General features: G+C 61.4%; 22 protein-coding genes. 2 read left to right on the forward strand and 20 right to left on the reverse strand.

What is annotated here, in order from left to right; genetic code table 11:
• Window positions 1–3: 3 nt before the first annotated feature.
• Genes HQR01_RS09925 through ndhC form a run of 19 tightly spaced genes read right to left on the reverse strand, consistent with a single transcriptional unit; the run spans window position 4 to window position 16747 of the window.
• Window positions 4–726 (reverse strand): biotin--[acetyl-CoA-carboxylase] ligase, encoded by a 723-nt coding sequence (locus tag HQR01_RS09925; RefSeq protein WP_173214723.1) that lies wholly within the window; start codon window positions 724–726, stop codon window positions 4–6.
• Window positions 723–2186, reverse strand: a complete 1464-nt coding sequence (gene nuoN, locus HQR01_RS09930) for an NADH-quinone oxidoreductase subunit NuoN (protein WP_173214724.1) — start codon at window positions 2184–2186, stop codon at window positions 723–725. Before nuoN ends, HQR01_RS09925 begins: the two co-directional genes overlap by 4 nt.
• Entirely contained in the window at window positions 2186–3742 is a 1557-nt protein-coding gene (locus HQR01_RS09935) for an NADH-quinone oxidoreductase subunit M (protein ID WP_173214725.1), read from the reverse strand. Before HQR01_RS09935 ends, nuoN begins: the two co-directional genes overlap by 1 nt.
• Window positions 3742–5733, reverse strand: coding sequence for an NADH-quinone oxidoreductase subunit L (gene nuoL, locus HQR01_RS09940; protein WP_173214726.1), 1992 nt, complete (start codon window positions 5731–5733; stop codon window positions 3742–3744). The genes HQR01_RS09935 and nuoL overlap by 1 nt, the downstream gene beginning before the upstream one ends.
• A 6-nt stretch (window positions 5734–5739) precedes the next feature.
• Window positions 5740–6045 (reverse strand): NADH-quinone oxidoreductase subunit NuoK, encoded by a 306-nt coding sequence (nuoK, locus tag HQR01_RS09945; RefSeq protein ID WP_173214727.1) that lies wholly within the window; start codon window positions 6043–6045, stop codon window positions 5740–5742.
• Entirely contained in the window at window positions 6042–6665 is a 624-nt protein-coding gene (locus HQR01_RS09950; protein ID WP_173214728.1) for an NADH-quinone oxidoreductase subunit J, read from the reverse strand. Before HQR01_RS09950 ends, nuoK begins: the two co-directional genes overlap by 4 nt.
• A gap of 12 nt (window positions 6666–6677) precedes the next feature.
• A complete protein-coding gene (gene nuoI, locus HQR01_RS09955) occupies window positions 6678–7163 on the reverse strand; it encodes an NADH-quinone oxidoreductase subunit NuoI (protein ID WP_173214729.1) in 486 nt (161 codons plus the stop codon).
• Entirely contained in the window at window positions 7160–8224 is a 1065-nt protein-coding gene (gene nuoH, locus HQR01_RS09960) for an NADH-quinone oxidoreductase subunit NuoH (protein ID WP_173214730.1), read from the reverse strand. The genes nuoI and nuoH overlap by 4 nt, the downstream gene beginning before the upstream one ends.
• The gene (locus HQR01_RS09965) at window positions 8224–8394 is read right to left on the reverse strand and encodes a hypothetical protein (RefSeq protein WP_173214731.1); all 171 of its coding nucleotides are present in this window, start codon (window positions 8392–8394) and stop codon (window positions 8224–8226) included. Before HQR01_RS09965 ends, nuoH begins: the two co-directional genes overlap by 1 nt.
• Window positions 8391–10400: an NADH-quinone oxidoreductase subunit NuoG gene (nuoG, locus tag HQR01_RS09970; protein WP_173214732.1), complete on the reverse strand. Its 2010-nt coding sequence runs from the start codon at window positions 10398–10400 to the stop codon at window positions 8391–8393. Before nuoG ends, HQR01_RS09965 begins: the two co-directional genes overlap by 4 nt.
• Window positions 10401–10403: 3 nt before the next feature.
• Entirely contained in the window at window positions 10404–11087 is a 684-nt protein-coding gene (locus HQR01_RS09975; protein WP_173214733.1) for a hypothetical protein, read from the reverse strand.
• 20 nt (window positions 11088–11107) lie between these two features.
• Entirely contained in the window at window positions 11108–12400 is a 1293-nt protein-coding gene (gene nuoF / locus HQR01_RS09980; protein ID WP_173214734.1) for an NADH-quinone oxidoreductase subunit NuoF, read from the reverse strand.
• Window positions 12400–12540: a hypothetical protein gene (locus tag HQR01_RS09985; RefSeq protein WP_173214735.1), complete on the reverse strand. Its 141-nt coding sequence runs from the start codon at window positions 12538–12540 to the stop codon at window positions 12400–12402. Before HQR01_RS09985 ends, nuoF begins: the two co-directional genes overlap by 1 nt.
• Window positions 12540–13208: an NADH-quinone oxidoreductase subunit NuoE gene (nuoE, locus tag HQR01_RS09990; RefSeq protein ID WP_173214736.1), complete on the reverse strand. Its 669-nt coding sequence runs from the start codon at window positions 13206–13208 to the stop codon at window positions 12540–12542. Before nuoE ends, HQR01_RS09985 begins: the two co-directional genes overlap by 1 nt.
• Window positions 13208–14419: an NADH-quinone oxidoreductase subunit D gene (locus tag HQR01_RS09995; protein WP_173214737.1), complete on the reverse strand. Its 1212-nt coding sequence runs from the start codon at window positions 14417–14419 to the stop codon at window positions 13208–13210. Before HQR01_RS09995 ends, nuoE begins: the two co-directional genes overlap by 1 nt.
• Window positions 14416–14952: a hypothetical protein gene (locus tag HQR01_RS10000; RefSeq protein WP_173214738.1), complete on the reverse strand. Its 537-nt coding sequence runs from the start codon at window positions 14950–14952 to the stop codon at window positions 14416–14418. The genes HQR01_RS09995 and HQR01_RS10000 overlap by 4 nt, the downstream gene beginning before the upstream one ends.
• Window positions 14949–15803 (reverse strand): NADH-quinone oxidoreductase subunit C, encoded by an 855-nt coding sequence (locus HQR01_RS10005; protein ID WP_173214739.1) that lies wholly within the window; start codon window positions 15801–15803, stop codon window positions 14949–14951. The genes HQR01_RS10000 and HQR01_RS10005 overlap by 4 nt, the downstream gene beginning before the upstream one ends.
• A 10-nt stretch (window positions 15804–15813) precedes the next feature.
• On the reverse strand, window positions 15814–16368 hold the full coding sequence (locus HQR01_RS10010; protein WP_173214740.1) for a NuoB/complex I 20 kDa subunit family protein: 555 nt from the start codon (window positions 16366–16368) through the stop codon (window positions 15814–15816).
• A 4-nt stretch (window positions 16369–16372) separates the two neighbouring features.
• Window positions 16373–16747, reverse strand: coding sequence for an NADH-quinone oxidoreductase subunit A (gene ndhC / locus HQR01_RS10015; protein ID WP_173216304.1), 375 nt, complete (start codon window positions 16745–16747; stop codon window positions 16373–16375).
• A gap of 269 nt (window positions 16748–17016) precedes the next feature.
• Between ndhC and HQR01_RS10020 the strand changes: the two genes are divergently transcribed.
• The gene (locus HQR01_RS10020; protein WP_173214741.1) at window positions 17017–17499 is read left to right on the forward strand and encodes a YbjN domain-containing protein; all 483 of its coding nucleotides are present in this window, start codon (window positions 17017–17019) and stop codon (window positions 17497–17499) included.
• Between the two features lie 35 nt (window positions 17500–17534).
• Here the strand turns inward: HQR01_RS10020 and HQR01_RS10025 are convergent, their stop codons facing one another.
• Window positions 17535–18965 carry a coniferyl aldehyde dehydrogenase gene (locus HQR01_RS10025; RefSeq protein ID WP_173214742.1) on the reverse strand — a complete coding sequence of 477 codons (1431 nt, stop codon included), beginning with the start codon at window positions 18963–18965 and terminating at the stop codon, window positions 17535–17537.
• Window positions 18966–19053: 88 nt separating this feature from the next.
• Between HQR01_RS10025 and HQR01_RS10030 the strand changes: the two genes are divergently transcribed.
• A complete protein-coding gene (locus HQR01_RS10030) occupies window positions 19054–20250 on the forward strand; it encodes an acetyl-CoA C-acyltransferase (RefSeq protein ID WP_173214743.1) in 1197 nt (398 codons plus the stop codon).
• Window positions 20251–20332: the final 82 nt, after the last annotated feature.

The raw sequence follows: 20332 nt of genomic DNA on the forward strand, positions 1-20332 counted from the left end.
CCCTCACCTCTCCTCGGTTGCGAGCATCACGTCGCCTGCGTGGATGGCACGGCTGGAGCCGTCCGCCAAGCGCAGCAACAAGGCACCGTCCGGCGCCAGTCCGGCAAATCCGCCATCGACCGGCCCCTCGCTCGGCGGATGAACGGTAATCGGGGTCCCCTTTGGATGCGCCACGCTTTCCCACCGCCGCACGACTGGCTCAAGCCCATAGGTCCGCCAACGCTCGAGTTCGCGATCAAACGCTGCAGCCAGTCCAGCGGCGAACAAGTCGCGATCGGGTGCCGGTCCCAGGGCTGCCAGTGCAATGGTGCGGCGATCGGGCAGTTCCGGCGCCCGGGCAAGGTTCACGCCGATACCGACGACAATTGCATCACCTTCCCGCTCGAGCAGGATCCCGGCAAGCTTGGCACCGCCCAGCATAAGGTCGTTCGGCCATTTGAGTTGAAGCGCGGTCGGGTCCGCAAGCAGGGGGATCACCGCTTCATAAACGGCCAGGCCCGCGACCAGCGCCAGCGTCGCCGGATTGGGATCGCGAGATGTGATCCGGACAAGGGTCGAGCCCATGAAATTGCCCGAACCGTCGAACCAAGTGCGGCCCTGTCGACCCCTTCCCGAAACCTGTCGGTCGGCAACCAGCCAGTAGCCTTCGCCCAAGGCCTCGCCCCCGCGCAGGGCAGCAGCGAGGTCGGTATTGGTCGAGCCGGTCTCGGTGACGGTACGGATCACACCAGGATAGCGAAGGCCGCTGCGGCGCGCGCAGTCCAGTCACCCAGCGGGATCGTGAGCAAATACCCAAGCGGCGAAATGAATGCCGCGCAAAGTGCCAGCACGACCCAGTGACCCAGCGGGCTCCTCGCCTCCACCTCACGGGTGGGCTCGTCGAAGAACATCACCTTGATGAACTTGAGGTAATAGAACGCGCCGATCACACTCGCTGCGATACCGATCGCCGCAAGCGCAATGAGATCCGCGCGGACTGCCGCCTGGAACACCACAAACTTGCCCCAGAAGCCAAACAGCGGCGGAATACCCGCGAGGCTGAACATCAGCGCCAGCAGGCACCACGCCAGAACCGGCCGCTTGGTCGACAGGCCGGAGATATCGGCGAACGTTTCGAGCGGGTTGCCCTGCGGATCGCGCAACATCAGCAGCGCGGTGAAGCTACCCACCGTCATGGCGACATAGATCGCAAGGTAGGTCATCACCCCCGCAACTCCATCGGGGGTCGCGGCCGCAAGACCGATCAGGATGAACCCGACGTTGTTGATCGAGGAATAGGCGAGCAGCCGCTTGAGGTTCTGCTGGCCGATCGCGCCCAGTGCGCCGACAACAATGGATGCGAGCGCTGCGAAGATCACGATCTGCTGCCAGCTATCGACCTGACCGCCGAAGGGATCCATCGCCATGCGAACCAGCATCGCCACCGCAGCGACCTTCGGCGCGCTGGCAAAGAAGGTAGTCACCGGTGTCGGCGCGCCCTCATAGACGTCGGGAGTCCACATATGGAACGGCACCGCCGCAATCTTGAAGGCCAAACCGGCAAGCACGAAGACGACCCCGAACAGTGCCCCGGTCGAAAGCCCGCCATCGAAAGCTGTGCGGATCGCCAAGTAGTTGGTCGTACCTGAGAAGCCGTAGACCAGGCTCATGCCGTAAAGGATGATGCCCGAGGCAAGTGCACCCAGGACAAAATACTTGAGCCCCGCTTCGCTCGAACGCGAGTCCTGCTTGAGGAAGCTGGCGAGCACGTAGCTCGACAGGCTCGACATCTCGAGCCCGATGTAGAGCGTCATCAGGTCGGCCGCGGAGACCATCATGCCCATGCCAACGGCATTGAACAGCATCAGGACGGGGTATTCCCCACGCCAGGCCCCGCGCTCTTTGAAATAGGAACCCGATACGATGAGGCAGGCAATGCAGGCCAGATAGATCAGGATCTTGGCAAAGCTGCCGAAGCCATCGACGCGGTATAGACCGCCGAATGCGTCTCCGCCCAATTCGAACGAAGGGTTGGTCAGCAGGTGGGCGCTGAACACTACACTCGCGAACAGGGCCACGACGGCGGCGATCGCCACGGGCCGCACCACGCGTGCCCCGCCCCAGGCGGTGACCAGGAGGAGGACCAGTCCGGCAAGCGAGAGGGTAATCTCGACTGCCGTGAAATACAGGGAGCTCAACAAAGCCATCAGTGCGCTCCCTCTTCGGTCGCTTCTTCGCCATGCACGGCAGCGACATAGTTCGCATTATGCTCGCGAGGCGTACCCACCTCGTTTGCAGAGTCGAACGAAGGCGCGGCACGTGCGATGCGCGCCTCTAGGGTGGCAATGTCCTGTCGCATGGGTGCTAGGAAGCTTTCCGGATAAACGCCCATCCACAGCACAGCAGCCGCGATTGGGGCGAGCATTGCCCACTCGCGGGCGTTGAGGTCGGTCATGCGCGCGGCATCTTCATTGACCTGCGCACCGAACACGACGCGACGATAGAGGTAGAGCATGTAGGCTGCACCAAGGATGATGCCCGTTGTGCAAACCAGCGTCACCAGGGTCGAAACCTTGTAGATGCCCGCAAGCGCCAGGAACTCACCAACGAAGTTGCTGGTCCCCGGCAGTCCGACCGAGGCCATGGTGAACAGCATGAAGAACAGCGCATACTTCGGCATGTTGATGCTGAGCCCGCCGTAGCGCGCAATCTCGCGCGTGTGCAGCCGGTCGTAGATCACGCCGACGCAGAGGAACAAAGCGCCGGAGACGAGGCCGTGGCCGAGCATGACCATCATCGCACCCTCGATCCCCTGCACGTTGAACGCGAAGAGGCCGACAGTGACGATCGCCATATGCGCGACCGACGAATAGGCGATCAGCTTCTTCATGTCGTCCTGCACCAGCGCCACCAGTGACGTGTAGACCACTGCAATCATCGACAGCACGAAGATGAGCCAGGCGAACTGCGCGCTCGCTTCAGGGAACATCGGCAAGCTGAACCGGATGAAACCGTAACCGGCGAGCTTCAACAGCACCCCGGCGAGGATGACCGATCCTGCGGTCGGTGCCTGCACATGCGCGTCGGGCAACCAGGTGTGGACTGGCCACATCGGCATCTTCACCGCAAAGCTGGCAAAGAAGGCCAGCCACAGCCACGTCTGCGCCGCCGGGCTGAAGTCATAATTCATCAACGTCGGGATGTCGGTGGTACCTGCGGTGTTCGCCATCCACATCATCGCAATCAGCATCAGGACCGAGCCGAGCAGCGTGTAGAGGAAGAACTTGTAACTCGCGTAGATACGATCCTGACCGCCCCACACACCGATGATCAGGTACATCGGGATCAGGCCAGCCTCGAAGAAGATGTAGAATAGGTAGAGGTCCTGCGCCATGAACACGCCGAGCATCAGCACTTCCATGAACAGGAAGGCGCTCATGTATTCGCCAACGCGCTTGGTGATGCTGTCCCAGCTCGCGAGGATACAGATCGGCATCAGGAACACGCTGAGCATGATCAGCATCAGGGCGATGCCGTCGATCCCGAGCGCGTAGCTGAAACCGGCAAAGACCTCGGCGCGTTCGGTGAACTGCCACTGCGCGCCGCCAATGTCGTAGTTCATCCACAACAGCACACCAAGTGCGAGGTCGAATATCGTCACGCCCAGAGCGACCAGGCGCGCGGTTGGCGCGTTCAGGAACAGGCAGGCGATTGCCCCGGCAAGCGGAACAGCGAGCATCAGGGAAAGGATGGGGAACTCCATCAGAACAGCACCCAGGTGATCGCGGCGACGAGTCCGAGGAGCATCACCAGCGCATAGGTATAGAGATAACCGGTCTGGAACCTGTGGGCGCCGATCGAGCCCTTCTCGACCACCCAGGCGACGCCGTTGGGGCCGAAACGGTCGATGATGCCGATATCGCCGAGCTTCCAGAACTGGCGGCCGAGCCAGAAGGCGGGGACCACGAAGAGGTAATGGTACAGTTCGTCGAAATACCACTTGTTGTAGAGGAAGCGGTACACTGGGCCGAGCTGTTCGGCGGTCTTACCCGGGATCGAGGTGTCCTTGATGTAGGCAAGCCAGGCGACGAACAGGCCAAGTACCATCACGATGAACGCCGCATACTTAACCAGGTACGGTACGTTGTGCATCGCGTGGATCAGTGACTCGTTGTAGAAGATCGAGCCGCTCCAGAATGCCGCGCTGTCGAGGAACGAAGGCGCGAAGAACTGACCAGCGGCGATCGCCCCAATCGAAAGCAGGCCAAGCGGGACCAGCATCGACAGCGGGCTTTCATGCGGGTGATATCCACCCGTCGTGTCTGCACCCGCTTCTTCAGGCGTCTTGTGAACCGAATGCTGGATATGCTCGCTCTCAATCCAGCGCGGCTTGCCCCAGAACGTCAGGAACATCAGGCGCCAGCTATAGAAGCTGGTCAGCAAAGCGGCGAAGGTACCCATCCAGAAGGCGAAATCGCCAAGCTCGGTACCGCGGCCATAGGCGACCTCGATGATCGCGTCCTTCGACCAGAAGCCTGCGAACCCGGCACCGAGGTGGTAAACACCAACACCGGTGATCGCCAATGTGCCTGCCATCATCGCCCAGAAGGTCAGTGGGATGTGCTTACGCAGGCCGCCGTAGTAACGCATGTCCTGCTCGTGATGCATGGCGTGAATGACCGAGCCAGCACCAAGGAACAGCAGCGCCTTGAAGAAGGCATGCGTAAACAGGTGGAACATCGCAGCGCCATAGGCGCCGACGCCGGCGGCGAAGAACATATAGCCGAGCTGCGAACAGGTCGAATAGGCGATGACGCGCTTGATATCCCACTGCGTGGTGCCGACGGTGGCGGCGAAGATACAGGTCGCGGCACCGATGAAAGTCACCATTGCCAGTGCTGCCGGTGCGGTTTCGAACATCGGCGACAGGCGGCAAACCATGAACACACCCGCCGTCACCATGGTGGCGGCGTGGATCAGCGCGGAAACCGGGGTCGGACCCTCCATCGCGTCGGGAAGCCAGGTATGCAGGCCAAGCTGCGCAGACTTGCCCATCGCACCGATGAACAGGAGGATGCAGAGCACATCCATTGTTTGGACGCGGTAACCGAGGAAGCCTATGGTGGCCCCGCTCATGCCCGGTGCAGCTTCGAGGATCGCCGGGATCGATACGGTCCCGAACACCAGGAAAGTACCAAAGATGCCGAGCATGAAGCCGAGGTCGCCTACACGGTTGACCACAAAGGCCTTGATCGCGGCGGCATTGGCGCTGGGCTTCTTGAACCAGAAACCGATCAACAGGTAGCTGGCAAGGCCCACCCCTTCCCAACCGAAGAACATCTGGACCAGATTATCGGCGGTCACCAGCATCAGCATGGCGAAGGTAAACAGCGAGAGATAGGCGAAGAAGCGCGGTTGGTCCGGGTCCTCGTCCATATAGCCCCAGCTATACAGGTGGACGAGCGCCGAGACGGTGGTGATGACCACCAGCATCACCGCGGTCAGCGTGTCGACCCGCAATGCCCAGTCGACCGCCAGATCGCCCGAATGCATCCAGGTCAGAACCGGGACAACAGTCGCCTCATAGGTGCCACCGACAAAACCGAGGAAGATTGGCCAGCTCAACGCGCAGCTCACGAACAGTGCGCCGGTCGTGAGCGACTTGGCGAAGACGCTCGGCGCGGCCTTGTTGGTCAGCCCGGCGACGATCGCCGCGAGCAGCGGCAGGAATACGATGAAAAGGATCGGGTGCACCGGAGCTTATCCCTTCAGCCGGTCGACGTCGTCGACCGCGATGGTACCGCGGCCGCGGAAGTAGATGACAAGGATGGCGAGCCCGACGGCGGCTTCACCCGCAGCGACGGTCAGCACGAACATCGCGAAGACCTGACCAACCAGGTCGCCAAGGAAGGCGCTGAACGCCACAAGGTTGATATTCACCGCCAGCAGGATCAGCTCGATCGCCATCAGGATGACGATGATGTTCTTCCGGTTGAGGAAGATGCCGAGCACGCCGAGCACGAACAGGATCGCGCTGACGACGACGTAATGTTCGATGCCGATCACAGCTCGACCCCCTTGCCGATCGTCGGCTGCTTCATGACAGTTGCCTCGTCAGGGTTGCGGCGAACCTGCTTGCCGATGTCCTGCTGTCCGCGCGCACCATCGGGGCGCTGGCGATGGGTCAGCACGATCGCGCCGACCATGGCGACAAGCAGGATCACGCCCGCAGCTTCGAACAGGAACAGGTAGTCGCGGTAAAGCACCGCACCGATGCTCTCGATATTGGCACGGTCGGCCAGTGGCGCGGCAACGCCGCTCGGCGTACCAAGCTGAAGCGCGCCCGCGCGATAGGCGCCGATGCCCAGGACCAGTTCCGCCAGCAGCACCAGTGCGATGGCGATGCCCAGCGGGAAGTTCTTCACGAAACCCGCCCGCATCTCCGAGAAATCGATGTCGAGCATCATCACGACGAACAGGAACAACACCGCGACCGCACCAACGTAGACGATCACCAGCAGCGCCGCGATGAATTCGGCGCCGACCATGACCATCAGGCCCGCGGCATTGAAGAATGCCAGGATCAACCACAGCACCGAATGGACCGGATTGCGCGCCATGATGACCATGACGGCGCTGCCGATCACCAGCGTGGCGAAGAGATAGAAAGCTAGGGTCTGGATCACAGCGACGGCCCCCTATCGATACGGCGCATCGGCTTCAAGGTTCGCAGCGATAGCGCGCTCCCACTTGTCACCATTGGCGAGCAGCTTGGCCTTGTCGTAAAGAAGCTCCTCGCGGGTTTCGGTCGCATATTCGAAGTTCGGCCCTTCGACGATGGCATCGACCGGGCAAGCTTCCTGGCAGAAACCGCAGTAGATGCACTTGGTCATGTCGATGTCGTAACGCGTGGTGCGGCGGCTGCCGTCCTCGCGCGGTTCGGCCTCGATCGTGATCGCCTGTGCCGGGCAGATCGCTTCGCACAGCTTGCAGGCAATGCAGCGTTCTTCGCCATTGGGATAGCGACGCAGCGCATGCTCGCCGCGAAAGCGCGGGCTGATCGGGTTCTTCTCAAACGGGTAATTGATCGTCGCCTTGGGCTTGAAGAAGTACTTCAGCGTGAGGGCGTGTGCCTTCACGAACTCCCACAGGGTGAACGACTTGACGAGTTGCGCGACAGTCATGCGTAATGTCCCGTGGCCATCAAGTAGCCACTTACGAGTACGACGAAGAACAGGCTCAGCGGCAGGAATACCTTCCAGCCCAGGCGCATCAGCTGGTCATAGCGATAGCGCGGTACGGTAGCCTTCACCCAGCTGAAGATGAAGAAGAAGAACAGGATCTTCGCGAACAGCCAGAAGACTGCGGTCAGGCCTTCGGTGAAGAAGAAGCTGTAGAGGACCGGGATATCGAGCGGCGGCAGCCAGCCACCCCAGAACAGAATGGCGTTCAGCGCGCACATCAGGATGACATTGGCGTACTCACCGAGCCAGAACAGCGCGAAGCTCATCGAGGAATATTCGGTCTGGTAGCCACCCACCAGCTCGCTCTCCGCCTCGGTCAGGTCGAAAGGCGCGCGCGCGGTTTCTGCCAGTGCGCTGATCAGGAACATGACCCACAGCGGGAACAGCAGCGGGTTGAACACGAAGCCGTTGATCAGGCCGAAGATGTGCCCTTTCTGGGCCAGGATGATGCCGTTCATGTTGAACGTGCCCGCCCACAGCACCACGCAGATCAGGATGAAACCAATCGAGACTTCGTAGCTGATCATCTGCGCCGCGGCGCGCATGGCGGAGAAGAAGGGGTACTTCGAGTTGGATGCCCAACCCGACATGACCACGCCGTAAACCCCAAGCGAACTGATCGCGAGGATGTAGAGCAAGCCGATGTTGATATCGGCCAGCACCGCCACGGGACCAAACGGCACCACCGCCCACGCAAGCAGTGCCACCGTGAAGGTGATGATCGGGGCGATGAGGAAGATCGCCTTGTTCGCCGCGGTCGGGACGATCGTTTCCTGCAGGAACACCTTGAGCCCGTCGGCAAAGGACTGAAGCAGTCCGAAGGGTCCGACCACGTTCGGCCCCTTGCGCAGCGCGATCGCTGCCCAGATTTTGCGATCGGCATAGATGATCATCGCCACCGCCAGCATCAACGGCAAGGCGATCAGCAGGATGCCGGCAACCGTCGCGACAAGCCATGCGCCCTCGTATGGCAGGCCGAGGTTCTGGAAGAATTCGGTCATTATTCGTCACCTACCGGAGTCGCGTAGCCGCTGTCGGCATTGATTTCGGAAGCATCGGGAGTCCGCTTCTTCAGATCCTCATTCGATTTGCGATCGGTCAGTTTCATCGAAACGACGAACACGAGCACTAGCAGAAGCAGCGCACCAACAATGGCGAGTCCCACGGTCATTCCGCAGCCTCCGCCAAGGCGTCACCATGGAGCAGTTCTGCCGAGCAGCGCTGCATCATTTCGCTGGCGCGGGCGATCGGGTTGGTGAGGTAGAAATCCTTGATCGGATAGGCGGAGATGACGCCTTCTGCCTTGGTCTTTGCATCAGCCTTGGGCAGCGCGCCGTAGTTCGAAAGTCCTTCCTCGCCCAGTGCCGGGACTTCCTTGATCATCGCCGCCTGGAGCCGCGCGAAACTGTCGAAACCGACCGAGACACCCAGCGCATCGGCCAACGCGCGCAGGATGGTCCAGTCTTCACGCGCGTCGCCCGGTGCGAAGACAGCCTTCTCGGCAAACTGCACACGCCCTTCGGTGTTGACGTAGGTACCGTCCTTTTCGGCGTAGCTCGCGCCCGGCAGGATGATATCCGCCGCATGCGCACCCTTGTCGCCATGATGGCCGATGTAGACCTTGATCGCGTCAGCAAAGGGCTCGAAATCCATTTCGTCCGCGCCAAGGCTGATCACGACCTTGGGCTTGGCCGCAACAATATCCTTCATCCCACCCTTTTGCGCGAAGCCGAGCATTAGCCCGCCCATGCGCGCGGCGCTGAAATGGAGAACGTTGAAGCCGTTCCAGCCATCCTTCACGAGACCGTACTTGTCCGCGAAGGCCAGTCCGGCGCCCAAAGCGCCTTTGGCCAGTGCCGCACCGCCCATGATGATCGCCGGACGCGCGGCACCCTTGAACACATCGGCCACTTCCTTGGGCAGCTTGCCGAGCAGCGAGAGATCCTCGCCGAGGAACTCTGCCGGATAGGTCGGGTCCCAATAGGGGCCCAAAATGAACACCTTGGCACCGCGCTTTACCGCCTTGCGGAGGCGGACATTGACCAGCGCAGCTTCCCAGCGGATGTGGCTGCCAACGATCAGGATTGCGTCGGAAGTCTCGATCCCGGCAAAGGTCGAGTTGAAATTGACCGCGGCGAGATTGGTCACGTCATAGTCCATGCCGGTCTGGCGGCCTTCGAGCAGGGTCGATCCGCAGGCCTTGAGCAAGGCCTTGGCCGCGAACATCGTCTCGCAATCGACCATGTCGCCGGCGATGGCCGCAATGGACTTGCCCGGCTTGGCCTTGGCGATCGCCTTGAAGGCATCGTCCCAGCTCGCAGGTTTGAGGCCGCCCTTGACGCGCATGAAGACCTTATCGAGCCGGCGCTTGCCGAGGCCATCGACCATGTAGCGGCCCTTGTCGGACAGCCATTCCTCGTTGACGTCGTCATTGATGCGCGGAAGTGCACGCATGACTTCACGGCCGCGGCTGTCGAGGCGAATGTTCGCACCCACCGCATCGGAAACATCGATGCTGAGGGTCTTCTTGAGTTCCCACGGACGCGCCTCGAAGGCGTAGGGGCGCGATGTGAGCGCGCCGACCGGGCACAGATCGATCACATTGGCAGACAGCTCATGTTCGGCCGCCTGCTCAAGGTAGGTGGTGATCTGCATGTCCTCGCCGCGATAGAGCGCGCCGATTTCGTCCACGCCCGCGATCTCTTCGGAGAAGCGCACGCAGCGAGTACAGTGAATGCAGCGGGTCATGACCGTCTTGATCAGCGGGCCCATGTACTTCTCGGTCACCGCACGCTTGTTCTCGTGATAGCGCGAGCCACCACGACCATAGGCGATCGATTGGTCCTGCAGGTCGCATTCGCCACCCTGGTCGCAGATCGGGCAGTCGAGCGGGTGGTTGATCAGGAGGAACTCCATCACCCCTTCGCGCGCGGTCTTCACCATCGGCGTGTCAGTGCGGATTTCCTGTCCTTCAGTCGCCGGAAGCGCACAGCTTGCCTGCGGCTTGGGCGGCCCGGGCTTCACCTCGACCAGGCACATGCGGCAATTGCCAGCAATCGAGAGCCGCTCGTGATAGCAGAAGCGGGGGATTTCCTTCCCCGCAAGCTCGCAGGCCTGCAGGACGGTGGCGCCGTCCGGAACCTCGATTTCCTGTCCGTCTACGGTGACTTTAGGCATTATTCAGTTCTCAAGCTCGATACGGCGGATACGGTGATAGAGCGGCTCTGTAACCGCCAAGCGAAGCGTTTCAGTCGAAAGCTTGAGTTCTTGTCCTTGTCCAAGGCAAGAGCTCAGAAACGGCACAAGTGCTTGTACGGCAAGACGCTCATCCGTCGACTCTGGCTCACTCTTCGCCAACTCGATCGACTCCTGCGGTGCCGACGCCACAACGCAGTCTCCGAAATCCATGTAGGAAAGATACGCAAGATCGCCGCGAGTGCCCTCTGGCGCGGCTGCTACCGCTTCTACAAACCAGGACTCGCCGCTAGCCAGCAAGCTCGTATCGACCTTCCTTCGCAGCTGGACCCGTACCATCTCGCGCACGAGCGAGCGCCGAAAGCTCCTGGCAACGAAAGACAACTGCCAATTTCCTACAGCAACGTCGGAACTGTCCATGCAGTTACCGATGTCACCCTCATTGCGCCGGATAATAAGGAACTCATCTTCACTACCAGGGAGTGATTCCATCAGGTCGAAGGCGTAACCGGGCCCGCGCCTGGCCACGCATTCTGCAGTGATTTGCATGACTTCGCTTGGATTTCCGCGTTTCGCGGTGCTTCCGATCCGCGACCCGGTCCATTGGGCACTCGCGGCGGTCGGTAAAGCTACAAAAGTAACCAGAGCCAACGAAAGCAACCCGCGCATTGTAAGGGATCGCCTACGAGTCATTCCGCCGCCTCCGCAAACTTGGCGTTATGTTCGTGGATCCGACGCTCGAGCTCGGGGCGGAAGTGACGGATCAGGCCCTGGATCGGCCAAGCCGCCGCGTCGCCCAGTGCGCAGATGGTGTGGCCTTCGACCTGCTTGGTCACCTGCTGGAGCATGTCGATCTCTTCGATCGCGGCATCGCCAGTGCGCAGGCGCTCCATCATGCGCCACATCCAGCCCGTACCCTCGCGGCAAGGAGTGCACTGGCCGCAGCTTTCGTGCTTGTAGAAGTAGCTCAGGCGCGAGATTGCGCGGACGATGTCGGTGGACTTGTCCATCACGATAACTGCTGCGGTACCAAGTCCCGAGCCGACTTCGCGCAGGCCATCAAAGTCCATCGGCGCGTCCCAGATCTGCTGGGCCGGGACTAGCGGGACCGAAGAGCCGCCGGGGATTACAGCAAGGAGGTTGTCCTTGCCGCCGGTGATGCCGCCGCAGTGCTTCTCGATTAGCTCGCTGAAGGGGATGCTCATCGCCTCTTCGACGACACAGGGCTTGTTCACATGCCCGCTGATCTGAAAGAGCTTCGTGCCCTTGTTGTTCTCACGCCCGAAGGAACTGAACCACGACGCGCTGCGCCGCAGGATCGTCGGGACAACCGCGATGCTTTCGACGTTGTTGACCGTGGTCGGGCAGCCATAGAGCCCCGCCCCGGCCGGGAACGGCGGTTTGAGGCGAGGCTGCCCCTTCTTGCCTTCGAGGCTCTCGATCATCGCGGTTTCTTCACCGCAGATGTAAGCGCCCGCACCGCGGTGGACGAAGACGTCGAAATCATAGCCCGACTTCGCCGCGTTCTTACCCAGCAGCTTCGCAGCATAGGCTTCGTCGATCGCCTTCTGCAGCGTTTCTGCCTCGCGGATGTATTCGCCGCGGATGTAGATGTAGGCCGCCCGCGCACGCATGGCGAAACCCGCGATCAGCGCGCCTTCGATCAATTTGTGCGGATCGTGGCGAATGATTTCGCGGTCCTTGCACGAACCCGGCTCGGATTCGTCGGCATTGATAACCAGGAAGCTCGGACGACCGTCGCGGCTTTCCTTGGGCATGAACGACCACTTGAGGCCGGTGGGGAAGCCAGCGCCACCACGGCCGCGAAGACCGGAAGCCTTCACCTCCTCAATGATGGCATCCTGCCCGCGCGCGATCAGCGACTTGGTATCGTCCCAGTCGCCACGCGCCTGCGCCGCCTTCAGGCCCCAGTCCTGATAGCCATACAGGTTGGTGAAGATGCGGTCCTTATCCGCGAGCATCAGAGTGACCCTCCCTGCGAGAGGAAATAGAATGCGCCGACAAGCACCACGGCCATCAGCCCGAACTTGATGATGCCTGTCAGCACCTTCCAGGCGACAAAGCACACGATCAGTGCGACTAGAATGGTCGCTATGCTCATCACCATTCCTTCCGGTAATCGTGATTGGCGTCGACCATGGCGGTCAGCGTGGTCGGACCGCCGACGGGTTCGACCGTATGACGGCCGGGTTCCTGTGTGCCGGTCTTCGGTTGCTCGTCCTTCGCCAGCGTATCGAGGATCGCGTCGAGCCGTTCGGGCGTCAGATCCTCGTAATTGTCGTCGTTGATCTGAACCATGGGTGCGCTTGAGCAGTTGCCCATGCACTCGACTTCAGTGAGAGTCCAAAGGCCGTCGTCCGAAACGTGGCCCTTCTTCATCCCGCGCTTCTTGCAGGTTTCAAAAAGTCCGTCCGACCCGCGCAGCATGCACGGCGTCGTGCCGCAAACTTGCACGTGGTACCTGCCAACCGGCTTCATGTTGTACATGAAGTAGAAGGTCGCGACCTCGAGCACGCGGATCACCGGCATGCCGAGATAGTCGGCGACATACTCGATCACGGGCAGCGGCAGCCAGCCCTGCGTGTTGGTTTCCTCGCCAACCTGCCGCTGGGCATAGTCGAGCAGCGCCATCACTGCCGAGCGCTGGCGCCCTTCGGGATAGCGCGCGATCGTGGCGTCGGCCTTAGCGCGCCAAGCATCGTTGAACTCGAATCCGCCCCAACGGTCGCGTAGTTCGGGGGTGTCAGGTGCGGGGGAACGGTCAGCCATTAGCGGTCACACTCCCCGAACACGACGTCGATGGCGCCAAGAATGGCGGTGGCATCAGGCAGCATGTGGCCTTTCGACATGAAATCCATGGCTTGCAGGTGGCTGAAGGCGGTCGGGCGGATCTTACAACGATAGGGTTTGTTCGACCCGTCGCTGACGAGGTAGACGCCGAATTCGCCCTTAGGGCTTTCGGTCGCGACGTAGACTTCGCCCGCGGGCACGTGGAAGCCCTCCGTGTAGAGCTTGAAGTGGTGGATCAGCGCTTCCATCGACTGCTTCATCTCGCCGCGCTTGGGGGGTGAGACCTTGCGGTCATCCGAGCAGATCGGCCCTTCAGGCATCTGCGCGAGACACTGCTTGATGATCTTCGCGCTCTCGTAGACCTCCTTCACGCGAACCATGAAACGGTCATAGCAGTCCGAATTGGTGCCGACGGGAATGTCGAACTCCATCCGGTCATAGACGTCATATGGCTGGCTCTTGCGCAGGTCCCACGGAATGCCCGCAGCGCGGATCATCGGGCCGCTGAAGCCCCAGGCCAGCGCATCTTCCTTGCTCACCAGAGCGATATCGACGTTGCGCTGCTTGAAGATGCGGTTGTCGAGCACCAGGCTCATCGCATCGCCGAACAGTTCGGGCAGGCGCGTATCGACCCAGGTGCCGATATCAACGAGCAGCTTCTCCGGAACGTCCTGGTGGACGCCACCGGGGCGGAACCAGGCGCTGTGCATGCGTGCACCCGAAGCCCGCTCGAAGAAGTTCATGCAGTCTTCGCGCAGCTCGAACACCCACAGGTTCGGGGTCATCGCGCCCACGTCCATGACGTGTGCGCCGATGTTGAGCATGTGGTTGCAGATGCGGGTCAACTCGGCGAACAGCACACGCAAGTATTGCGCGCGTTCGGGCACTTCGAGGTTGAGCAGCTTCTCGATCGCGAGGACGTAGCTGTGCTCCATGCACAGCGGGCTGCAGTAATCGAGCCGGTCGAAATAGGGCAGCGCCTGCAGGTAGGTCTTGTTCTCGATCAGCTTTTCGGTCCCGCGATGAAGCAGGCCGACATGCGGATCGATCCGTTCGATGATCTCACCGTCGAGTTCCATCACCATGCGCAGCACACCATGCGCCGCCGGGTGCTGGGGCCCGAAGTTGATCGTGTAGTTGGTGATGACCTCGTCGCCGGTGGTGGGCGAGGCTTCAAGCTGCATGCTCATGCGCAGATCCACGTTCCGGAATAGGTTTGCGATTTGCCCGCCGCGTCGGTGACGATGACATTCGCCGGACGGCTCTGGGCGTCACCCGCGGCCGGGCGGACGGTAACTTTGAAACCTTCACCCTCGAAGGTCGTGCCGCGCCTCACGGCCTCAAGTCCGCCAATGGCAGCGTCGGTCATCACGAGCGTGCTGCCCACGCGGACCACCGCCTTACCCGGTAAGGCCTTGTCCTTCATCGCCGCGGCGATCAGCATTTCCTGCTCACCCACCATCAGCGTGCAGCCACCGTCGCGAGGGCCGAGGTTGACCCCGCCAACGTCACCCAGTTGCTGCAGCGCGGTCAGGTCGACATTGGCTGGCGGTGCAGGTTGCGCGGTATTCGGCGCATCCGGATCGGGCTGCGCAGGATCGAGCTGCTGCGAGCCGTCTTGCCCGATACGAGCCGCGAAATCGTCGGCGCTTTCCTGTTCGGTAGATTGCTGCGAGCAGGCCGCGAGCGCGACAATAGCGATAGGGAGAAGCCGACGCATCATTCGGCGTCCTTCTTCTTCGCTGCAGGCTTGCGTTTGGCCGGCGCCTTGGTTGCGGCAGGCTTCTTCGCGGTGGCCTTCTTTGCTGCAGGCTTCTTGGCCGCGGCCTTCTTGGTTGCAGCCTTCTTCTTCGCGGGCGCCTTGGCTGCGACCTTCTCGGCTGCCTTGGCATCGGCCTTAGCACCAGCCCCGGTATCAGCAGGCTTTGCAGTCGTCTTCGGCTCGGCGACAGGTGGCGTCGCCGCCTTCTCGTCCCCCGGCAGCACGTATTCCGCGCCCTCCCAGGGAGACATGAAGTCGAACTGGCGCAAGTCCTGCGCAAGCTGGACCGGCTCATAAACCACGCGCTTGAGCTCTTCCGAGTAACGCAGTTCCTGATACCCCGTCAGCGGGAAGTCCTTGCGGAAAGGATGTCCTTCGAACCCGTAGTCGGTCAGGATGCGGCGCAGGTCGGTGTTCCCGGCGAATAGCACGCCGTACATGTCGAACACTTCGCGTTCGAGCCAACCTGCGTTGGGCCACAGCGTGGTGACCGTCGGCACAGGCGTGTCCTCGTTCGCACGGCACTTCACGATGATGCGGCTGTTGGTCGTGACCGAAAGCAGCATGTAAACCACTTCGAAGCGCTCAGCCCGGGCCGGATAGTCAGCCCCGGCGATTTCCATCAGCTGCTGGTATTCATGGTTGTCGCGCAGGATGCGCAGCGCATCCTCAACTCTGTCGCGCTTCACATGGAGCAGCAGTTCGCCATGCGCCTCTATCGCCTCGACGAGATGATCACCAAGCGCTTTTGCCAGCGTGTCCTTGAGGCCCTCGATCTTCGTGAAACGGGGCGCGGAATGTAGCGTTGCCATTGCTTCGCCCTTACCTCTGGATCGTGCCCGTGCGGCGGATCTTCCGCTGCAGCTGCATCACACCGTAGAGCAGCGCTTCTGCGGTCGGCGGGCAGCCGGGGACGTAGATATCGACCGGCACGATGCGATCGCAGCCACGCACGACGGAATAGCTGTAATGGTAGTAACCGCCGCCGTTGGCGCAGCTCCCCATCGAAATGACGTACTTGGGGTCCGACATCTGGTCATAGACCTTGCGCAGTGCCGGGGCCATCTTGTTGCACAGCGTACCGGCGACAATCATAACGTCGGACTGGCGCGGCGAAGCGCGCGGGGCGACGCCGAAGCGCTCCATGTCATAGCGCGGCATGTTGACGTGGATCATCTCGACCGCACAACACGCAAGACCAAAGGTCATCCACCACAGCGAACCGGTGCGCGCCCAGTTGAACAGGTCCTCGGTGCTGGTGACGAGGAAACCCTTGTCATTCACCTCGGTCTGCAAGGCGCTGAAATAATCGGCATCTGGCTGGCGAACATCGCCTGGCCGTGCCGCCGGGGGCATGATGATATCCTGCTGGGTCATTGGATTACTCCCACTCCAGCGCGCCGACCTTCCACGCATAGGCGAGGCCAACGGCGAGTTCGAAGAGGAACACCATCATGGTAGTCCATCCCGCCCAACCGGTGAGGTCGAGGCTGACCGCCCAGGGGAACAGGAAAGCCGCTTCGAGGTCGAAGATGATGAAAAGGATCGCGATCAGATAGAATCGCACGTCGAACTGGCTGCGCGGATCTTCGAATGCCGGGAAGCCGCATTCGTACTCGCTGAGCTTCTCGGCGTCCGGGTTATGGGTGCCGGTCAGCCGCGCCACGCCCATGGGCAGGAAGACGAACAGCGCCGACAGGCCCACCGCGATGAACAGGAAGATCAGGATCGGAAGATATTGCTCGAGGTCGACCACGTAGGAATCCATCTGGGCTCGAAATTTGGCCTGCCTCTAGGCGGACGGGCTCGCGGGCGCAAGGGGTCGGGCCGTGCAAATTTGGCGACAACCCTTGCGCGCCGTTTGCGGTTCGTCGGAAGTGTGTGTCGGGTAATCCAATCGCTGCACAAGCGACGTTGCCATTGGTTTTTTGTTGCTGGCGGAGATCACTTCGAAAGATGTATCGCTAGGACTGTTCGGCGCTTTCGCGTGCGCCGACATCCGAGGAAGAGGGGGGATACCAAACCATGAAATTTCGATCCAAGGCCCTGCTATGTGCAATGGCTGCAGCGGCCCTGCCGGCCGCCACACCCGCAACTGCACAGATGGTCACTCCGAAAGACCCACAGGCAATCTCGTCTGCGATCAAGGAAAAAGGCTGGCCCGCCAAACTCGTGCTGCCCGACGACGACAATCCGTATATCGAGAGCAGCTACAACGACATGAAGTTCCTCGTCCTGCTCATGAACTGCGACGACGAACACCAGAACTGCACGACCTTGCAGTATTACATGGGCTTCAGCGATGCCAAGGACACTACGCTCGACGAGCTCAATGAATGGAACAGGACCAAACGGTTCGCCCGCGCCTATCGCGACAACGAAGGCGATCCGGTGTTGGAGATGGACGTCGATCTCGACTTTGGGGGTATCCCGCGGGCCAACCTGCTGGAGACGTTCAATACGTGGTCGGCATTGATGGACGCCTATCACTCATACCTGTTCGACTGAGCCGGCGCCGCGAGGCGCCGGCTAGCACGGCGCCCCTACTTCATCATGCCTTTGACCGCTTTCTCGGTTGCCGTACCATAGGGCGGCTTGAAACCGCCGAGCTTGGCAATATCGATCTTCGGTTGGGTATATACGCTTCGCGCGTGGCTGAACTCGCGGAAGCCTTCAACCCCGTGGTAGCTTCCCATCCCTGAAGCACCCACACCGCCGAATGGCAGGTCATCCATGGAGACGTGGAAGATGACGTCGTTTACGGTTACGCCCCCGCTGATCGTCTTGGTCAGCACCTTCTCGCGCTCGTCGGCGCTTTCGCCGAAGTAGTAGAGCCCGAGCGGGCGATCATGCTCGTTGACGTAGTCGATTGCCTCGTCGATCCGGCTGTAGGTTTTCACCGGCAGGACCGGGCCGAAGATCTCCTCCTTCATCGCCAGCATGTCGTCGGTGACGTTCTTGAGGATCGTCAGCGGCATCTTGCGGGCGTTGGTGTTCGAGAAATCCTCATTGCCGGGATTGACCTCGATAACCTCGGCGCCCTTGTCCCTGGCGTCCTGCACCAGGCCCTTGAGGCGGTCGAAGTGGCGGTCGGAGACGACACTCGCGTAGTCTTCATTCTCCAGCAGGGTCGGGTACATGTTCGCAGTACCCTGCCACACGCCATGGATTGCCTCGTCCTGCTTGCTTTCGGGGACATAGAGATAGTCGGGCGCAAGGCAGATCTGCCCGGCATTCATCATCTTGCCCAGCGCGATGCGTTCGCCTGCCTTCGCGAAATCCGCGCTCTCACCCATGAACACCGGGCTCTTGCCGCCCAGTTCCAGGGTCACCGGCACAAGGTTCTTCGAAGCAGCCTCCATGACCCGTCGCCCGGTCGCGGTCGATCCGGTGAAGACGAGGTGGTCGAAGGGCAGCTCTGAAAAGGCCGCCGCGACCTCCGGCCCCCCGGTGAACACCGCGCACTCGTCGGGAGTGAAGTATTCCGCGATCAGTTCCTTGGTCAGCAGGCTGGTCTTCTCGGTAAACTCGGAAGGCTTGATCATCGCACGGTTGCCGGCAGCGAATACCTGCATGAGCGGCCCGAAGCTGAGATTCACCGGAAAGTTCCATGGGCTAAGGATTCCGACGACGCCCTTGGGTTCGTAGCGCAGCTCTGCCTTTGCGCCGAGCAGCCCCAGTGGAAACTGCACGTGGCGCTTCTCCGCCCGCGCCCACTTCTCCATGTTCTTCAGACAGTATTTCCCGAAGTTCACGGTCCCGCCGATATCGGTGATCATCGACTGGTGGGGGCTACGGCTGCCGAAATCGGCGCTCATCACCTTGCAGAGATCTTCGGCATGGGTCTTGAGGAGCCTGATTGCGCGCTCGATTCGATCGCGGCGCAATGCCATCGGTTCCGGTCGCATCTGGTGGTGTGCCGCACGCTGCTTACGCAGCACTGCTTCCATTTCCGCCTTGCGGTCATCCGCCATCGTATTCTCCCCTTGTCCATGTTGCGCCGCAGCGACGCAGGCCCTATCTCGCCTGCATGCTATTCCAGAAGCCAAGGACCTGCACAAGATGACCCAGTTCAGCGCCGCCGATCCCGTCGTGATCCTTTCCTATGCCCGTACGCCGATGGGCGGCATGCAGGGTGCCCTTTCCGAAGTCTCGGCAACCGACCTTGGCGCCACGGCCGTCAAGGCCGCAGTAGAACGCTCGGGCGTGGCGCCTGAGAAGTTCGACCGGACCTATATGGGCTGTGTTCTTACAGCCGGCCTCGGCCAGGCACCCGCGCGCCAGGCCTCGATCAAGGCAGGCCTACCCAAGTCGGTCCAGGCGACCACGGTCAACAAGGTATGCGGCAGTGGCATGCAGACAGTCTTCATGGGCGCAGAAGCTCTCGCTAGCGGAACGGTCGACTACATCGTCGCCGGCGGCATGGAGAGCATGACCAACGCCCCCTACCTGCTCAAGAAGCACCGTTCAGGTGCTCGCATTGGGCACGACACAACCTACGACCACATGTTCCTCGACGGTCTCGAGGACGCCTATGACGTTGGCCGCGCGATGGGCACTTTTGCCCAAGATACCGCCAACGAATACCAGCTTACCCGTGAAGACATGGACGGTTACTCGATCGAATCGCTACGTCGCGCCAATGCCGCAATCGAAAGCGGTGCCTTCGAAGGTGAGGTCGTCGGCGTAACCTTCGCTACCCGCGCTGGAGAAGTGACCGTCGACACCGACGAACAGCCCGGCAAGGGCAAGCCCGAGAAGATCCCGACGCTGCGTCCGGCCTTCGCCAAGGACGGCACCATTACCGCGGCAACGTCCTCCTCGATCTCGGACGGCGCGGCCGCGGTGGTGCTGACTCGCGAGAGCCTCGCCAATGCCAACGGGCAAACTCCCGTAGCCAAGATCGTCGCCATGGCCGCCCATGCGCAGGAGCCCAAGGACTTCACCGTGGCCCCTGTCGGCGCCATCCAGAAATTGCTCGACAAGGCCGGCTGGTCGACCGACGACGTCGATCTGTGGGAAGTCAATGAAGCCTTCGCCTGTGTCGCGATGTTCGCGATGCGCGACATCGGCATTCCGCATGAGAAGATCAATGTGAACGGTGGCGCGACGGCGCTCGGCCATCCGATTGGCGCCAGCGGCGCGCGCATCATCGTGACGCTGCTCAACGCGCTGCAGAAGCAAGGCAAGAAGCGCGGCGTCGCGTCGCTCTGCATCGGCGGCGGTGAAGCAACTGCGGTGGCGGTCGAGCTGGTCTAACCGCCTCACGCCTCGCAGTTTCCCAAGTGACCGGCCCTGTGCTAGCAATAGTGCAGGGCCGCACTCGCACTTGGGGAGATGT

It is taken from the genome of Erythrobacter mangrovi (genome assembly GCF_013260645.1).
Classification (GTDB): Bacteria; Pseudomonadota; Alphaproteobacteria; order Sphingomonadales; family Sphingomonadaceae; genus Qipengyuania; species Qipengyuania mangrovi.

Excerpts from the sequence above, each read along its gene's own strand:
- HQR01_RS10020 (WP_173214741.1), top strand. The coding sequence starts at position 17,017 with ATGAAATTTCGATCCAAGGCCCTGCTATGTGCAATGGCTGCAGCGGCC.
- HQR01_RS10025 (WP_173214742.1), bottom strand. The coding sequence starts at position 18,965 with ATGGCGGATGACCGCAAGGCGGAAATGGAAGCAGTGCTGCGTAAGCAG.
- HQR01_RS10030 (WP_173214743.1), top strand. The coding sequence starts at position 19,054 with ATGACCCAGTTCAGCGCCGCCGATCCCGTCGTGATCCTTTCCTATGCC.
- HQR01_RS09995 (WP_173214737.1), bottom strand. The coding sequence starts at position 14,419 with ATGAGCATGCAGCTTGAAGCCTCGCCCACCACCGGCGACGAGGTCATC.
- nuoH (WP_173214730.1), bottom strand. The coding sequence starts at position 8,224 with ATGACCGAATTCTTCCAGAACCTCGGCCTGCCATACGAGGGCGCATGG.
- HQR01_RS10010 (WP_173214740.1), bottom strand. The coding sequence starts at position 16,368 with ATGACCCAGCAGGATATCATCATGCCCCCGGCGGCACGGCCAGGCGAT.
- HQR01_RS09965 (WP_173214731.1), bottom strand. The coding sequence starts at position 8,394 with ATGACCGTGGGACTCGCCATTGTTGGTGCGCTGCTTCTGCTAGTGCTC.
- nuoN (WP_173214724.1), bottom strand. The coding sequence starts at position 2,186 with ATGGCTTTGTTGAGCTCCCTGTATTTCACGGCAGTCGAGATTACCCTC.
- nuoG (WP_173214732.1), bottom strand. The coding sequence starts at position 10,400 with ATGCCTAAAGTCACCGTAGACGGACAGGAAATCGAGGTTCCGGACGGC.
- HQR01_RS10000 (WP_173214738.1), bottom strand. The coding sequence starts at position 14,952 with ATGATGCGTCGGCTTCTCCCTATCGCTATTGTCGCGCTCGCGGCCTGC.
- HQR01_RS09935 (WP_173214725.1), bottom strand. The coding sequence starts at position 3,742 with ATGGAGTTCCCCATCCTTTCCCTGATGCTCGCTGTTCCGCTTGCCGGG.
- HQR01_RS09975 (WP_173214733.1), bottom strand. The coding sequence starts at position 11,087 with ATGCGCGGGTTGCTTTCGTTGGCTCTGGTTACTTTTGTAGCTTTACCG.
- HQR01_RS09985 (WP_173214735.1), bottom strand. The coding sequence starts at position 12,540 with ATGAGCATAGCGACCATTCTAGTCGCACTGATCGTGTGCTTTGTCGCC.
- HQR01_RS10005 (WP_173214739.1), bottom strand. The coding sequence starts at position 15,803 with ATGGCAACGCTACATTCCGCGCCCCGTTTCACGAAGATCGAGGGCCTC.
- nuoI (WP_173214729.1), bottom strand. The coding sequence starts at position 7,163 with ATGACTGTCGCGCAACTCGTCAAGTCGTTCACCCTGTGGGAGTTCGTG.
- nuoF (WP_173214734.1), bottom strand. The coding sequence starts at position 12,400 with ATGCTCGCGGATAAGGACCGCATCTTCACCAACCTGTATGGCTATCAG.
- nuoE (WP_173214736.1), bottom strand. The coding sequence starts at position 13,208 with ATGGCTGACCGTTCCCCCGCACCTGACACCCCCGAACTACGCGACCGT.